General features: G+C 68.4%; 18 protein-coding genes and 1 pseudogene. 8 read left to right on the forward strand and 11 right to left on the reverse strand.

Translation table 11 applies throughout. From position 1 onward, the window contains the following. Positions 1-217: 217 nt before the first annotated feature. Positions 218-622: a (deoxy)nucleoside triphosphate pyrophosphohydrolase gene (locus tag A5750_RS04600; RefSeq protein WP_066951516.1), complete on the reverse strand. Its 405-nt coding sequence runs from the start codon at positions 620-622 to the stop codon at positions 218-220. A 24-nt stretch (positions 623-646) separates the two neighbouring features. Here A5750_RS04600 and A5750_RS04605 point away from each other — a divergent pair, with 24 nt between their 5' ends. Continuing rightward, positions 647-931 carry a 4a-hydroxytetrahydrobiopterin dehydratase gene (locus A5750_RS04605; protein ID WP_066951520.1) on the forward strand — a complete coding sequence of 95 codons (285 nt, stop codon included), beginning with the start codon at positions 647-649 and terminating at the stop codon, positions 929-931. Here the strand turns inward: A5750_RS04605 and A5750_RS04610 are convergent. Beyond that, a complete protein-coding gene (locus tag A5750_RS04610; RefSeq protein ID WP_066951522.1) occupies positions 928-2,265 on the reverse strand; it encodes a mannosyltransferase in 1,338 nt (445 codons plus the stop codon). The genes A5750_RS04605 and A5750_RS04610 overlap by 4 nt on opposite strands. A 146-nt stretch (positions 2,266-2,411) precedes the next feature. On the opposite strand from A5750_RS04610, the gene A5750_RS04615 reads away from it, so the two are divergent. Next, complete coding sequence (locus A5750_RS04615) at positions 2,412-3,098, forward strand: hypothetical protein (RefSeq protein ID WP_066951525.1); 687 nt, start codon at positions 2,412-2,414, stop codon at positions 3,096-3,098. A gap of 49 nt (positions 3,099-3,147) precedes the next feature. Next, the gene (locus tag A5750_RS04620) at positions 3,148-4,239 is read left to right on the forward strand and encodes a hypothetical protein (protein WP_066951528.1); all 1,092 of its coding nucleotides are present in this window, start codon (positions 3,148-3,150) and stop codon (positions 4,237-4,239) included. 75 nt (positions 4,240-4,314) lie between these two features. On the opposite strand, the gene A5750_RS04625 is transcribed toward A5750_RS04620, so the two are convergent. Both A5750_RS04625 and A5750_RS04630 read right to left on the reverse strand, forming a co-directional pair. Then, positions 4,315-4,461: a DUF1059 domain-containing protein gene (locus A5750_RS04625; RefSeq protein WP_066951537.1), complete on the reverse strand. Its 147-nt coding sequence runs from the start codon at positions 4,459-4,461 to the stop codon at positions 4,315-4,317. 28 nt (positions 4,462-4,489) lie between these two features. Next, positions 4,490-5,062 carry an HhH-GPD-type base excision DNA repair protein gene (locus A5750_RS04630; RefSeq protein ID WP_066951540.1) on the reverse strand — a complete coding sequence of 191 codons (573 nt, stop codon included), beginning with the start codon at positions 5,060-5,062 and terminating at the stop codon, positions 4,490-4,492. A gap of 112 nt (positions 5,063-5,174) precedes the next feature. Here A5750_RS04630 and A5750_RS04635 point away from each other — a divergent pair, with 112 nt between their 5' ends. Next, positions 5,175-5,708: a nuclear transport factor 2 family protein gene (locus A5750_RS04635; protein ID WP_066951587.1), complete on the forward strand. Its 534-nt coding sequence runs from the start codon at positions 5,175-5,177 to the stop codon at positions 5,706-5,708. Positions 5,709-5,744: 36 nt separating this feature from the next. On the opposite strand, the gene A5750_RS04640 is transcribed toward A5750_RS04635, so the two are convergent. Beyond that, positions 5,745-5,933 (reverse strand): DUF5302 domain-containing protein, encoded by a 189-nt coding sequence (locus A5750_RS04640; RefSeq protein WP_066951543.1) that lies wholly within the window; start codon positions 5,931-5,933, stop codon positions 5,745-5,747. 36 nt (positions 5,934-5,969) lie between these two features. Next, on the reverse strand, positions 5,970-6,413 hold the full coding sequence (locus A5750_RS04645; RefSeq protein WP_066951545.1) for a PPOX class F420-dependent oxidoreductase: 444 nt from the start codon (positions 6,411-6,413) through the stop codon (positions 5,970-5,972). 77 nt (positions 6,414-6,490) lie between these two features. On the opposite strand from A5750_RS04645, the gene A5750_RS04650 reads away from it, so the two are divergent. After that, positions 6,491-7,012 carry a DUF1697 domain-containing protein gene (locus tag A5750_RS04650; protein ID WP_066951590.1) on the forward strand — a complete coding sequence of 174 codons (522 nt, stop codon included), beginning with the start codon at positions 6,491-6,493 and terminating at the stop codon, positions 7,010-7,012. Between the two features lie 10 nt (positions 7,013-7,022). On the opposite strand, the gene A5750_RS04655 is transcribed toward A5750_RS04650, so the two are convergent. Further along, entirely contained in the window at positions 7,023-7,388 is a 366-nt protein-coding gene (locus A5750_RS04655; protein WP_066951550.1) for a GntR family transcriptional regulator, read from the reverse strand. 37 nt (positions 7,389-7,425) lie between these two features. Here A5750_RS04655 and A5750_RS04660 point away from each other — a divergent pair, with 37 nt between their 5' ends. Continuing rightward, positions 7,426-8,139 carry an NAD-dependent deacylase gene (locus A5750_RS04660; protein ID WP_066951559.1) on the forward strand — a complete coding sequence of 238 codons (714 nt, stop codon included), beginning with the start codon at positions 7,426-7,428 and terminating at the stop codon, positions 8,137-8,139. Positions 8,140-8,150: 11 nt separating this feature from the next. Here A5750_RS04660 and A5750_RS04665 read toward each other — a convergent pair whose 3' ends face one another. Beyond that, positions 8,151-8,780: a class I SAM-dependent methyltransferase gene (locus A5750_RS04665; RefSeq protein WP_066951561.1), complete on the reverse strand. Its 630-nt coding sequence runs from the start codon at positions 8,778-8,780 to the stop codon at positions 8,151-8,153. 65 nt (positions 8,781-8,845) lie between these two features. Further along, positions 8,846-11,158 carry an MMPL family transporter gene (locus tag A5750_RS04670; RefSeq protein WP_066951563.1) on the reverse strand — a complete coding sequence of 771 codons (2,313 nt, stop codon included), beginning with the start codon at positions 11,156-11,158 and terminating at the stop codon, positions 8,846-8,848. 311 nt (positions 11,159-11,469) lie between these two features. On the opposite strand from A5750_RS04670, the gene A5750_RS26510 reads away from it, so the two are divergent. Next, positions 11,470-11,592, forward strand: a complete 123-nt coding sequence (locus A5750_RS26510; RefSeq protein ID WP_003878506.1) for a hypothetical protein — start codon at positions 11,470-11,472, stop codon at positions 11,590-11,592. 132 nt (positions 11,593-11,724) lie between these two features. Here A5750_RS26510 and A5750_RS04675 read toward each other — a convergent pair whose 3' ends face one another. After that, positions 11,725-12,477, reverse strand: coding sequence for a 3-hydroxyacyl-CoA dehydrogenase (locus tag A5750_RS04675; RefSeq protein WP_066951567.1), 753 nt, complete (start codon positions 12,475-12,477; stop codon positions 11,725-11,727). A gap of 43 nt (positions 12,478-12,520) precedes the next feature. Next, positions 12,521-13,606, reverse strand: a complete 1,086-nt coding sequence (locus tag A5750_RS04680) for a CaiB/BaiF CoA-transferase family protein (RefSeq protein ID WP_067261342.1) — start codon at positions 13,604-13,606, stop codon at positions 12,521-12,523. A gap of 97 nt (positions 13,607-13,703) precedes the next feature. Between A5750_RS04680 and A5750_RS26265 the strand changes: the two are divergent. Further along, positions 13,704-14,086: pseudogene (locus A5750_RS26265) on the forward strand (hypothetical protein); the annotation flags it as partial.

Genomic DNA, 14,086 nt, shown 5'->3' on the forward strand with positions numbered 1-14,086 from the left:
GCCTATCACCTCCGCCGTACGCGGCCTGTTAACGAAAATCCGTCTGCTCAGCATGGGTCTGCGGACCAGAGGCGTCCGACGCGGACGTAGGATCGCCGCCGGCACGCACCTCTAGGTCAATTCGTTTACTACAAGTTCACGTTGGGTTATATCCCCAAGTTCACCTTCGTGACCTTCTGCGGCGCTGAATGTCAGCTGCCGAAAGGCTGTGGACTTGTTATGAGGCCCCGCCGGCAAGCGTCCGTACCAGGTCAGCGACCCAGGCGCGGTCGGCGGGCACCCAGTCGACATCGGTCAGCTCGCCCGCCGTCACCCAGCGCACCGCCCGGTGGTCACGGGCGTGCGGCTCGCCGCCGAGCAGGTGCACGCGGTAGGCCCGCAGCGTCATCCCGTCCAGCGCGATGTCGTCGCCCACGCGGTCGCCCACCGCGACGTCGCCGACGGTCAGCCCCAGCTCCTCGGCCAGCTCCCGGGCCAGGGCGTCGGGCTCCGTCTCACCCGGCGCGACCTTGCCGCCGGGCAACTCCCAGCGGCCGGCCAACTCGGGCGGCCGGACGCGCTGCGCCACCAAGACGCTGGCGCCGCGGATGACCGCTCCGGCGACGACGATCTGGGTCGGCATGGCCAGACGGTATACGGTCGAGAGATGGCTGTGTTAACGGATGAGCAGGTCGACGCCGCACTGCCCGATCTCAACGGATGGGAACGTGCCGACGGCGCGCTGCGCCGGTCGATCAAGTTCCCGAGTTTCCTCGCCGGCATCGACGCGGTGCGCCGGGTCGGCGAGCACGCGGAGAGCAAGGACCATCACCCGGATATTGATATCCGTTGGCGGACGGTTACTTTCGCTCTGGTCACGCACTCCGAAGGGGGCATAACCGAGAAGGACGTGGCCATGGCGCACGACATCGACGGGATCGTCGGGAGTTAGTCCGCCGCCCCGTCCTCGACCGTCACTCCGGCGTGACGTTCGGCGGCGGCAGTCACGCCAGCGTGACGTTCGGGAGATCGGCCCGCGGCGGCGACCCAGGTCAACGTCGCCATCGCCGCCACGATGTAGATCAGGCCGGCCCACGCCAAATACCACGGCCGGCTGGTCTGCCAGATGGTCGGCTGAGCGTAGAGCAGCAGCCATGGCACGCCGACGATGGTCAGCGCCAGCCAGCCCCAGCCCACGATCCGGGCGCCGCGCCGCTCGCGCAGCGGTCCATGAATCGCCCAGATCATCAGCGGCACCAGCCACACCCAGTGGTGAGTCCACGAAATCGGCGATAGCAGCAGCCCGAACAACTCGACCACCAGCAACTTGCCCAGCCGGTCGGACGGGTCCAGCGCCCGCCAGGCCAGCACGGCCAGCACCACGGTGACGGCGATGGCGGCCAGGACCGGCGGGCCGAAACCGGCGTCGTGACCGAGGATCCGGGAGATGCCGCCGCGCCAGGATTGATTGATCGATGTGGCGATGGGGCCCACGCGATGCGCGTCGCCCAGCAGCTTGGTGAAGTAGTAACGGGTCTGGTCCCCGACCACCAGTGCCGACACGCCGATGGTGGCGACGAAGACCACGAAGGAGAAGGCCGCCGCGGCCCATCGCCGCACACCGAGCAGGTAGACACCGGAGATCGCGGGCGTCAGCTTGATTCCGGCCGCGACGCCGACCAGCAGGCCCGACAGCCACCAGCGCGTCGTCAGCACCGCCCACAGCACCCCCAGCATCAGCAACACGTTGACCTGCCCGTAGTCGAATGTGCTGCGCAGCGGCTCGATCCAGATCGTGACGGCGGTCCACGCCATGGCCATGCGGCGGCCCTCGCCGCCGGGCGCCACGCCGATCAACCGCTGGCTGATCCGGATCGCACCGTACAGCGCGGCCATCGTCGCGATCTGCCACGCGAAGGCGACCAGGCCGAAGGGCAGCAGGCTCAGCGGGTAGAAGACGACCGCCGCGAACGGCGGATAGGTGAACGGCAGCGGGAAGTCCGGCGTCTGATCGGCGTAGACGTAGCTGTACAGCGTGCCGGCATGGTCGAGCGCGGCGGCGCCGCCGAGGTAAACGTGCAGGTCGACGAAGTTTGCACCGTGGGGCGACAGATATGTCCAGCCGAGTCGCGCGGCGACGCTGGCGACCAGGAGCGCGGGTGCCGCCGCCCGAAGCAGACTCGCGAATCGCCGGCGCGGGGGTGCCGCCGGGGTGGCCGAAGTGGTGTCTATGCGCCCGACTTTAGCGATCGAGGCGGCCTGAGCGGCACCGGTGGACCCCGTCACCGCCAACGGTCCTGGTCGCCGGGCGTTCGGTCACCGCCGCCACACGTATCAATAACGATCAAATAAATGCCACACGTGTCACTTGAGTCCCATCAGTATCAACGTAACTTCGGCGGCGGACCCGTTTTCCACAACCAGGGAGAGTCATGCCAACCATCTGGACTTACATGCGTGCCGCGGCGGTCGTCGTCGGTTCGTCCGCAGCCCTACTCACGGGCGGTATCGCCCACGCCGACCCCGTGCCGGCTCCGCCGATTCCGAACATTCCGCAGCAGCTGATCAGTTCGGCGGCCAACGCGCCCCAAATCCTGCAAAACCTCGCTACCGCCCTGGGCGCGACCCCGCCGTCGGCGCCGGCCGCTCCGGGCATCACCTTCCCGGGAGTTCCGTCGGCCGCCGCAACGTCACCGGCGAATCCCGCGTCGAGCATCCCCTCGATTCCCGGGTTGACGCAGGCGGCGACGCCCTCCGCGCCGTCTGCCCCGGCGGCCACGCAGGGCCTGCAGGGGTTGATCCCGGGCCTGGGACAGACGGCACCCGCGGCGCCCGCCGCACCGGCCACGTCGTCCATCCCCGGACTCCCGGCCATCCCGGGGCTGTCGACGCCGACCGCCCCCGCCACCCCGCCGACCCCGCAGATTCCGCAGGCGAAGGTCGACATGCCGGCGTTCCTGCCCAATCTGCCGGTCAACATGCCCGCGCAGATGACCCTGCCGCAGGACCTGCCGGCACTGGCCGGGGCTCCGGCGGCGCCGGCGGCGGCGCCGGCCGCACCGGCCGCACCGGCAACCGGGGCCAACCCGGTAGCGCCGCTGCTCGCCGCCCTGCCCTGAGTAGTTAGCCCGACAGCAAAGCCACCCCCTACTGACCGGAGGACACACCGTGGCAACCACTTGGAATCTGTCCAAAGGATTGGCCGCTGTCGTGACGGCATCGGCTGCCGCGTTCGGGTTCTGCCCGAGCGCGGCAGCCGAACCGGCGACACCGCAACCTAACTCGACTCAAGAACTCCCGGGCCTGCCGGCGCTATCGCAGCTGAGCCCGATCATTCAGCAGGCGGCCACCAACCCCGGGCAGGCGACACAGCTGCTCATGGCGGCGGCGCAGGCCTTCAGCAACAACCAGGGTGCGCCGACCGAGTCTCGGAACGTCGCCCAGTCGGTGAATCAATTCCTGGCCCAGCCGGGCTCGCCGGCCACCGGACCCGGAACAGCTTTCCCGGACGGTTCGCCGGTGCCGCACGTCCCTGCGGCGGGCGTCGAACCCGGCGCGCAGTCGCACCTGCCCGCCGGCATCGACCCGGCACACGCCGCCGGCCCGGGACCGGCCGCGGCCCCGCCGGCCGCGGGCGCCGAAGCGGGCGCCCAGTCACACCTGCCCGCCGGCATCGACCCGGTACACGCCGCCGGCCCGGGACCGGTGGCGGCTCCGCCGGCTTCCGCGCCGGCCACCGTCGCACCCGTCGCGGCACCCGTGCCGGCGCCTCCCGCGCCGGCCGAAGCTGCACCGGCCGCCGCCCCTGCACCCGCCGCGGCACCGGCCGCGGCGCCGGGATTCGGCCCGGACGCTCCGCCCACGCAGGACTTCATGTACCCCTCGATCGGCACCAATTGCCTGGCGGACGGCACCAGCGCGATCGCCACCGCGCTGTCGGTGGCGGGCCCGGCGAAGATCCCGACCCCCGGGCCCGGCCCCGGGCAGACCGCCTACGTGTTCACCGCCGTCGGGACCCCCGGGCCGGCCGAGGTGCAGAAGCTGCCGCTGAACGTCACGTGGGTCAACCTGACCACGGGCAAATCGGGAACGGTCGCGCTCAAGCCGCGCACCGACATCAACGGCGACGGGCCGACGACGCTGACCGCGATCGCCGACACCGGGTCGGGCAGCATCATGTCGACCATTTTCGGGCAGGTCACCACCAAGGAAAAACAGTGCCAGTTCATGCCCACGATCGGCTCCACGGTGGTGCCGTAGGGCCAGCACTGTTCCCTGCCCTGGGCGCGCGGGCCCCCCCCCGGGGGCACGCGCGCTCGGCGTTTAGTCAGACAGTTAGTACGCCATGAACAGGATCGCGTCGCGATCGTATTCGAGACCCGGATGATCGCTGGCGAGATGAGCCTGGGTCAGCTCGACCAGCTCGTCCTCATCCTTGCCGACGATGGCTTCCCCGCACGGACACGTTATGTGTGTCTTCACGTTGCCGCCCTTCCCTTCTGGTGACTTACTACTTGGCAGCCTTGGCTGCCGCCTTCATCTGCTTCTTGTAGGAACGCACTTTGCCCATCGATTGGGCGTCGACGATATCGGCGACGGAGATGTGCGTGCCCTCCTTGCCGAACTGCCCGGCCGCCGCGCGCCAGCCCTTGACCGTGACGCCGTACTGCTTGCCCAACAAAGCCAGGAAGATCTGCGCCTTGACCTCGCCGAAACCGGGTAGCCCCTTGATTCGCCGCAGCAGCTCCTCGCCGTTGGGGTCCCCGGCGGTCCACAATCCGGCGGCATCGCCGTCATAGCGGTCCACAATGATCTGGGCCAGGGTCTGGATTCGTTTGGCCATCGACCCCGGAAAGCGGTGTATCGCAGGCTTTTCCGAACACAGCGCCGCGAACTTGTCGGGGTCGTACTCGGCGATCTCATGAGCACCGAAGCTGCCCATCCGGTCCGCGATCTTCTTCGGCCCCGAGAAGGCCGTCTCGAACGGCACCTGCTGATCAAGAACCATCCCGATGAGCAGGGCCAACGGATTGTCGTCCAGCAGCGCGTCGGCCTCAGGATCTTGAGCGAGCCAAAGTTTCACCGTCAACGACCAGCCTTTCCGCTGAACACCCTAAAACCGATGACCTATGTGTTGAGAGACTACCTATCAGAAACGCGCTTACGGCCGGCGAATGACCAGGGAGTTGGGTGACGTGGTGGTGGATGAGGCCCGCTTGGCACTGATGCTGGACCGCGACGAACTGCATCAACTCGTCACTGCCTACTGCCGGGCCGTCGACCGCGCCGACTATGACGCGCTTCGCGGCCTGTACCACCCCGAGGCGACCGACTCGCACGGCTCGTTCTCCTCGGGCGGCGTCGAACAGTTCATCGCCCAGCTACAGGCCGCGGAACCGTATGTGCGTGTCTCCCAACACAACATCACCACAACGAACTTCGTGATCGACGGCAGCACGGCCCGCGGTGAGATCTATTGCCTGGTGTTTCACACCTTCGCCGGGGCCGACCACGACATCGACGTCATCATCGGCGGCCGGTACCTGGACAGCTATACCCAACACGACGGCCGCTGGAAGTTCCGTGAACGCACCATCGTGGCGGATTGGGCCTACCAGAACAACCCGTCCCAAGTGAACTTCGGACACCCCAGCACCCGGGGCAGCGTGCGTGGCGAGCCGGGCCAGGCCGACCCTTCGGTCAGCCATTTCACACCGCTCGAAGGCTGAATCCGCCGTAAAGCGTTGGGATGCAACGGCCGCCGGTCAGCCGCTCTTGCGCCGGAATTCGCGGCGGTTCTCCACCGGACCGTGCGCGCGCGTCTGCTTACCACCACCAGTCTTGGGGTCGGACCCACCCGACGACTTGGCCATCTTGCGGTCGAGGGCTTCACGGAACTTGCGCTTGTTGTCGTCGTCCGATTCCGGCGCCTCGGGTGACTTGGATTCAGCCATACCGGCAGCCTAGCCGGGATCGCCGCATTCGGGCGGCTACCGCACTCCGGGCGGCATGCCGTACACGTGCGAGATCGGCAGGGTCAGTAGCACCCGCCGATCGGTGACCATCGCCTCGCGGAACTCGTCCCAATCCGGGTGTTCGCCGGCGATGTTGCGGTACAAGGCAATCAACGCCTCGACGGTGTCGTCGCCGGGGGCGGCCGCGGGCGGCGTCAGAGTTGCCGTGCCCTCGGCCACCGCGTACGACCACCCGTCGTCCGCGTCGACCAGGATGGACGCCCGCGGATCGCGGCGCAGGTTGCGCGTCTTGGCCCGCGGCTCGGTGATCGACACCCGCACGGCCAAGTCGCGCGGGTCGAAGTGGTAACTCACGTTCGACAACTGCGGGCGTCCGTCGCGTTTGATGGTGGCCAGTACTCCGAGGGAGTTTCCACTGATCACGGCCAGCAGCTTGTCGTCGAAGACTTGGCGTCCCATGGGAGAAAGCCTACGTCGCGCGTCCAGCAGCCGGTCCCGGATCGCGTCGGCCCGGGCCGCCCTGGTGAAATCGGATGATGACCAAGTACGCGGCGTTCCTGAGGGGCGTCAACGTGGGCGGCGTCAACCTCAAAATGGCAGAGGTGGCGCGCGCTTTGACCGACGCCGGATTCACTGACGTGCGCACAATCCTGGCCAGCGGCAACGTCCTGCTGGAGTCGTCCGCCGGTGCCGCGGCGGTGCGCAAGAAGGCCGAAGCCGCGCTACGCGAGAACTTCGGCTACGACGCCTGGGTGCTCGTCTACGACCTCAAGGCGGTGCGCGCCATCGTCGAGGCCTACCCGTTCGAGCCCGAGGTCGACGGCTACCAGTCCTACGTCACGTTCGTCGCCGACAAAGCGGCGCTCGACGAACTGGCCGCACTCGGCGAGGCCACCGGACGCGACGAGCGGATCGGCCGCGGCGCGGGCGTCATCTATTGGCAAGTGCCCAAGGGCGGCACCTTGGACAGCACGATCGGCAAGACGATGGGCAAGCCGCGCTACAAGTCGTCGACGACGACGCGCAATCTGCGCACGCTGGCGAAGGTGTTGCGTTAGGACGGAGCGCTCAGTCGTCCGGCACGTTGGTCAGGTAGCGCATCGCGTCGGACTTCGTCAGCCCCAGCGCCCGGGCCACCTCGACGTATTCCTTGGCGGCGGCCGCCATCGCGGCGTCGGTCGGGTCGAAGCGGGAGATGAAAGTGCCGAAGCGCCCGCGGGTTTCGACGATCGCCGCGGACTCGAGTTCCCGATAGGCGCGGGCCACGGTGTTGGCCGCGACGCCCAGCTGGCCAGCCAGGTCGCGCACCGTGGGGAGCCGGGTACCGGGCGGCAGCGCGCCGGCCCGAACGCCGTCGATGACTTGGGTCCTGAGCTGGTCGAACAGCGGCCTGCCCGCCTTCATGTCGACCTTCAGCAAATCCCGCAGCTCCACCTCTTCAGTATGTCCCAAGCACCGCTATCTTTGTGGGATGCGAGTAGCGGTGCTGAGCGGCGCGGGGATCTCCGCGGAGAGCGGGGTGCCGACCTTCCGCGACGACAAGAACGGGTTGTGGGCCCGCTTCGATCCCTACGAGCTGTCCAGCACCCAGGGGTGGCGCGACAATCCCGAGCGGGTGTGGGGCTGGTACTTGTGGCGTCACTATCTGGTGGCCGACGTCGCGCCCAACGCCGGGCACCGCGCGATCGCCGCGTGGCAAGACGGCGCCGAAGTCAGCGTAATCACCCAGAACGTCGACGACTTGCACGAGCGCGCCGGCAGCATGCCGGTTCATCACCTGCACGGCAGCCTGTTCGAATTCCGTTGCGACCGTTGCGGTATGCCTTACACAGACGCGCTGCCCGCGATGCCCGAACCGATGCTGGAAGTGGAGCCACCGGTCTGTCACTGCGGCGGCCTGATCCGGCCCGACATCGTCTGGTTCGGTGAGCCGTTGCCCGACGCGCCGTGGCAGTCCGCGGTCGAGGCGACCGAGGCCGCCGACGTGATGGTGGTCGTCGGAACCTCGGCGATCGTCTATCCGGCGGCCGGGCTGGCCGAGCTGGCGCTCTCCCGCGGCACGGCCGTCATCGAGGTCAATCCCGAGGTCACGCCGCTGTCCAGGCACGCCACGATCAGCATCCGCGAAACGGCCGGCCAGGCGTTGCCGGGGTTGCTGCAGCGGCTGCCCGCGCTATTGAAGTAGCCGCGCGGGAATTACGGCCTGCGGGCGCGGCCCAGCAGGATTTCCGACACCGGCATGGGCGCCCATGCGGGCAATGTGAACTCGCGCCGGGAGACGTCGACTTCGAATCCCGCGTCGATGATCGAGCGCTCGGTGTCGCGGTGGGTGTGACAGTTGCCGAACAACCGGGGCCACAGCGTCGCGTCGGCGATCCGCTGGAAGCGGCCCCGCGCTCCGGCGCTCGCCACGTGCTCGAGGTAGCGCAGCTCTCCGCCCGGGCGCAGCAGCGAATACAGGCGTCGCAACACGCCGCCGGGATCCTGCACGGAGCACAACACCAGCGAGCACACCACGGCGTCGAACTGCTCGCCGCCGCTGAACCCTTCGGCCGTCTCGCCCGTCACGACGACGCGGGCGGGCACCACGTCCGCCGCCGCCCGCGCCTGGGCGGCCAGCCGCGGCTCGGGCTCGACCGCGACCACCTCGTGGACCGACTCCGGGTAGTGCGGAAAGTTCGTCCCGATGCCCGCACCGACCTCCAGCACCCGCCCCGACAACCCCGATAGGTTCTCCCGGCGAAGGGCCCGGATCACCTCGGTTTCATGGGTGGCGACGACGGGCCAGATGCGCGCGAAGAACGGGTTGTCCACCGCCGTTGTCATACACGTCAACCTTCCGACTCGGATGAGCCTCACAATAGGGTCTTGCCGACGAACCGATCGGCGCGTCAGCGGGGCACGGGCTCCGCTACCGGGCCACCGTCGAGCGGGACCGGCTCGACATATCTGTGGGTGGCCCCGCCCTCACTGATGCCGAACCGATCGTGCAGCCAGGCCAGCGGCCTGGGCGCCCACCAATTCCACCGGCCCATCACATGCATGAACGCGGGCACCACGACCATCCGCACCAGGGTGGCGTCGGCGAACACGGCGAGCGTCAGGCCCAGGCCGAACATCCGCATGAAAGAAACGTGGGCTGCGATCAGCGCCGCGAACGACATCGACATCACCAAGGCGGCCGCGGTGATCACCCGGCCGGTACGGGCGACGCCGAGGGCGACACTCTCGTCGTTGGCGGCGTGCGCCTCCTTCGGGGTCGGCCGTCCGGGTCGAGCGGCCCCCGACGCGAGCCAGTACTCGCGGATCCGCGAGAGCAGGAACACCTCGTAGTCCATGGACAGCCCGAAGGCGATGCAGAACAGCAGCACCGGCATATTGGCGACCAGCGTCCCGCTCGGCGTGGTTCCGAGCGCGCCGAGATGCCCGTCCTGGAAGATCCACACCAGCGCGCCGAAGGCCGCGGTCAGCGAGAGGACGTTGCACGCCAGCGCCTTGGCCGGCAGCACCACGCTGCCGGTGAGCAAGAACAGCAGCGCGAACGTGATGGCGGCCATCAACCCGAGCACCAGTGGGAGCCGGTCGGTGACCGCGTCCACGCTGTCGCGGTTGACCTGGGCGACGCCGCCCATCGCGACGGCCCGGCCGGCCGGCCCGGGCACCTCGTGCAACCGTTTGAGCTGCGCGTCGCTGGCCGGCGAGAACAGCGGCGCCGCGCTGCCGACGGTCAGGAAGGCGCTGCCGTCGGCCAGACCGGTGGCCCCCGCGGGCGGTCCCGTCCGGTTCCCGCCGACAAACGTCCCGCCCGGAGCCGCCACGTCCGACACGTCGGGAACCCGCGACAAGTCGGCGGCGTACCGGTCGAGGTCCGCCGGACTCAGGCCGCGAGCGTCGGGAACGACGACCGGCACGGACGTCGCGGAGTCGTCCGCGAAATCGTTGCGCAGCCGATCACCGACCTGGTGCGACGACGTCGAACGCGGCAGCACCCGGTCGTCCGGGAAGCCCCATTTCACGCCGAGGAACGGCAGCCCGAGCAGGAGCAGCAACGCGACGACGGTCAGGCCGATCGGCGCCCAGCGGCGCATCACCAGCTTGCTCGACCGGTACCAGAACAGCTGCTCGACGGGTTTGTGCACCGGCTCGGGGCGCCGGAAGACCCGGCGCAGCAGCCGGCGCACGTCCAGCGCGTCCAGCCGGGGGCCCAGCAGGACGATGGCGGCCGGCGTTATCACGATCGAGGCGGTCGCGACGAAGGCCACGGTGGCCACGCCCGCGTAGGCGAAGGACTTGAGGAAGTACATCGGGAACGCCACGGTCGCCGACATGGACAACGCCACGGTGACCGCGGAGAACAGCACCGTGCGCCCGGAGGTCGCCATGGTCCGGATCAGCGCCTCTTCCGGGTCGCTGCCCTCGGCCAGCTCGTCGCGGTAGCGGCTGACGATCAGCAGTGTGTAGTCGATGGCCAGCGCCAGGCCCAACGCGGTGCTCAGGTTGAGCGCGAAGATCGACACTTCGGTGCTGAACGTGATCAGCCGCAACACCGTCATCGAACCGACGACGGCCAGCGCGCCCAGCGCCATCGGCAACGCCGCCGCCAGCAGCCCGCCGAACACCCAGATGAGGATCAGGAAGCTCAGCGGGAGCGCGATCATCTCCATCACCAGCAGATCGGCCTGGTTCTGCGTGTTGATCTGGGCGTACTGCATTGCCGCGCCGCCGGCGCTGACGGTCACGCCGTCACGGTCGTGGATGAACTGGTCCGCAATGGTCTGGGCGTTGGTCTGCGCGTAGTTCTCGCCGCCCTTGAGGTTGACCACGAGCAGGCCCGACTTGCCGTCGCGGCTGATCAGGTCGGCGGCCGCCTCGGGTGGGACCGTCCACGGGGACGACACGTTGTAGACCAACGGTGACTTCTGCAGCTGGTTGACCAGGTCGGTCCCCACGGCGCGGGCCTGTCCGCTGTCGGTGCCCCCGGGCGCTGTCACCAGGATCAGCATCTGCTGACCGCTTTGCCCGAACTTGTCGGTCAACACCTGGATCGCATGGGCGGACTCGGAGTGCGGATCCTGGAAGCCCCCGGGCGACAGGCTCTTGGCGACGGGAATGCCGAAGATCGCGGCGGCGATGAAGACCAGGACACCTAGCGCGATGATGCGGCGCGGCGCCGCGATGGCCAATCGGGCGATCCCCTGCAGCATGTCGAGCCCTTCCGCCGCCGGTGCTGATCACGCTGGCCGCTGGCGTACCCGCGACAACTTAACAAACGTTAGTTTCCACGCGTCAAACAGATTCCTCTTTAAGCACGTAGGGCGGCTGCCGCACGGTTCAATGCGGCGCTTTTAAACCGCGGCGACACTAAGAGTCCGGCCAGAAAAATGTGTGCCAACTAAGCAGGTCATGGGCCTAAAAGCCGCGGTCGTCCGCTTACAACCTACCGGGCGGTAAATTGCCACGGTTTTCCGAATCGTGACTCAAAGATTCCTTAATGGTGGCCCATACGCTCAGTGTCATGTGGATCGACGACACAAGTGCCGACGTCATCAAGGTTGACTTCGAAGCCCTCTACCACGGCGACGTTCTGGTGGAAGGCGAAACCTCGGAGCAGTTCGACGAACTGCAAGCGGCGAGCTGAGGTCTGACTATGAGCATGCTCGCACGCCTGTTGATGGCCGAACCCGCCGTCAGTCGATGGTTCCGTCGATAAGTTCTTGCTCCATTACGAAAGCCCCCCGCTCGTCGCGGGGGGCTTTCGTGTTTGGGGGCCTCAGCGAGGGGCCATCCGGATGGCGCCGTCCAGGCGGATGACCTCGCCGTTGAGCATCGGGTTTTCGATGATGTGCACCGCGAGCGCGCCGTACTCGTCGGGATCACCCAACCGGGCCGGGTGCGGAACCTGCTTGCCCAGCGACTTCTGCGCCTCCTCGGGCAGCGAACCCAGCAGCGGAGTCTTGAACAAGCCCGGCGCGATGGTCACCACGCGGATGAGCTCGCGCGACAGGTCGCGCGCGATCGGAAGCGTCATGCCGACCACGCCGCCCTTGGACGCCGAGTAGGCCGCCTGGCCGATCTGGCCCTCGAACGCGGCGACCGAGGCGGTGTTGATGATCACCCCACGCTCTTCCCCGACCGGTTCGGTTTTGGCGATGCGCTCGGCGGCCAGCCGCAGCACGTTGAAGGTGCCGATCAGGTTGACCCCGACCACCTTTTTGAACGCGTCCAGCGGGAACGGGCCGTCCTTGGACAGCGTCTTGATGGCGTTGCCGATGCCGGCGCAATTGACGTTGATGCGCACCGGGCCCAGCGACTCGGCGGTGTCCAGCGCCTTGCTGACGGCGGCCTCGTCGGTGACGTCGGCCTGCACGAAGCGGGCGCGCTCGCCGAGCTCTTGGACCGCCTCTTCGCCCCGCAGGTCGATCACCACCACCTGCGCCCCGGCGTCCAGCAGCCGCTTGGTGGTGGCCAAGCCCAGCCCCGAGGCGCCCCCGGTGACGACGGCTACGGCGTCCTTGATTTCCATGCGAGTCCTTCCCCTTGCGTCCAGCCAACCAGTTGGTTGGCGACTATACCCAGTCGTTCAGCACGGCTTCGACGTCGGCCAGCGGGGCGGCCGGAGGGCGCGGCACGTCGGGCGTGGTGCGGGAGAACCGCGGCGCAGGCAACGGCTGCAAACCACCCTCGGCTTCGTAGAACGTGTTCCGCTCGGTGATGTGCGGCTCGGTGTGCACCTCGCCGAACGCCAGCACCGGTGTCACGCACGCGTCGGAATCGGCGAACACCTTCGCCCAGTGGTCACGGTCGTGAGCGGCGAAGGCCGCCGTCAGCGCCCCGCGCAGCTCGGGCCAGCGGCTCACGTCGTTCTGCGGCGGCAGATCGGCGGCGTCCAGGCCGAGCCCGGCCAGCATGGCCGCGTAGAACTGCGGCTCGATGGCGCCCACGGCGACGTAGCGTCCGTCGGCGCACTCATAGGTGTCGTAATAGGGCGCGCCGCCGTCGAGCATGTTGGTCCCCCGCACGTCCGACCACATGCCCAGTCCCCGCATCGCCCACATCATCTGGATCAGCACGCTGGACCCGTCGACCATCGCGGCGTCGATCACCTGACCCTTGCCGGAGTTCTGCCGCTCCCACAGCGCGGACAGGATGCCGACCAACAAGAACATCGAGCCGCCGCCGAAGTCGCCGACCAGGTTCAACGGCGGCACCGGCCGCTCGTTTGCCCGACCGATGGCGTGCAGGATGCCATTGAGGGAGATGTAGTTGATGTCGTGGCCAGCTTGCTGACTGCGTGGGCCGGACTGTCCCCAGCCGGTCATCCGGGCGTAGATCAGCCGCTCGTTCACCTCGGCGCACTGCTCGGGTCCGAGGCCGAGCCGCTCGGTGACGCCGGGGCGAAAGCCCTCGATCAACACGTCGGCTTTGGCGACGAGCTCGAGCACGACGGCACGTCCCTCGTCGGACTTGAGGTCGACGGTCACCACTCGCCGGTTGCGCAGCATGGCGTCCTTCGCGACACCGCCGGGACCGGTCGATGGCCGATCGATGCGCACCACGTCGGCGCCCAGATCCCCCAAGATCATCGCCGCGTGCGGGCCCGGCCCGATGCCGGCCAACTCGACGACCCGAAGTCCCTTCAGCGGTCCAGCCACGATCTACCGACCTTTCGTCTGCTCTGACGCCCGTTGTAGTTGGCATCTTCGCAGCCGCCCCGGACCGGCGCGCAGCCCGGTCACTTAGGGTGAGCCCATGGCGCAATCCGCGATCGACACCCTGACCCCCGTCGCAGGCCTTTCCGTCACGTCGTCCGGCGGCGTGCTGTCGGTGACCATCGATCGGGCCGACAGCCTCAATTCGCTGACCCTGCCGGTGATTACCGGCATCGCCGACGCGATGGAACGCGCGGCCGCCGACCCCGACGTGAAGGTGGTGCGCCTCGGCGGTGCGGGCCGCGGCGATCGCCCGGATCAACCGGTTTATCTCCACCACGATCTCGTCCGGCGGGACCCCGGTGTCCGACACGTCGTCGGCGCTGATGCCCGCACCGGAACAGAAGCCGCGGCCCGCACCGCCGAGGCGCACCACCTTCACGTCGGGGTCGGCGGCCGCGCGTTCCATCGCGTCGGCGATGC

The organism is Mycobacterium sp. 852002-51613_SCH5001154 (genome assembly GCF_001667425.1).
In the GTDB taxonomy this organism is placed as follows: Bacteria; Actinomycetota; Actinomycetes; order Mycobacteriales; family Mycobacteriaceae; genus Mycobacterium.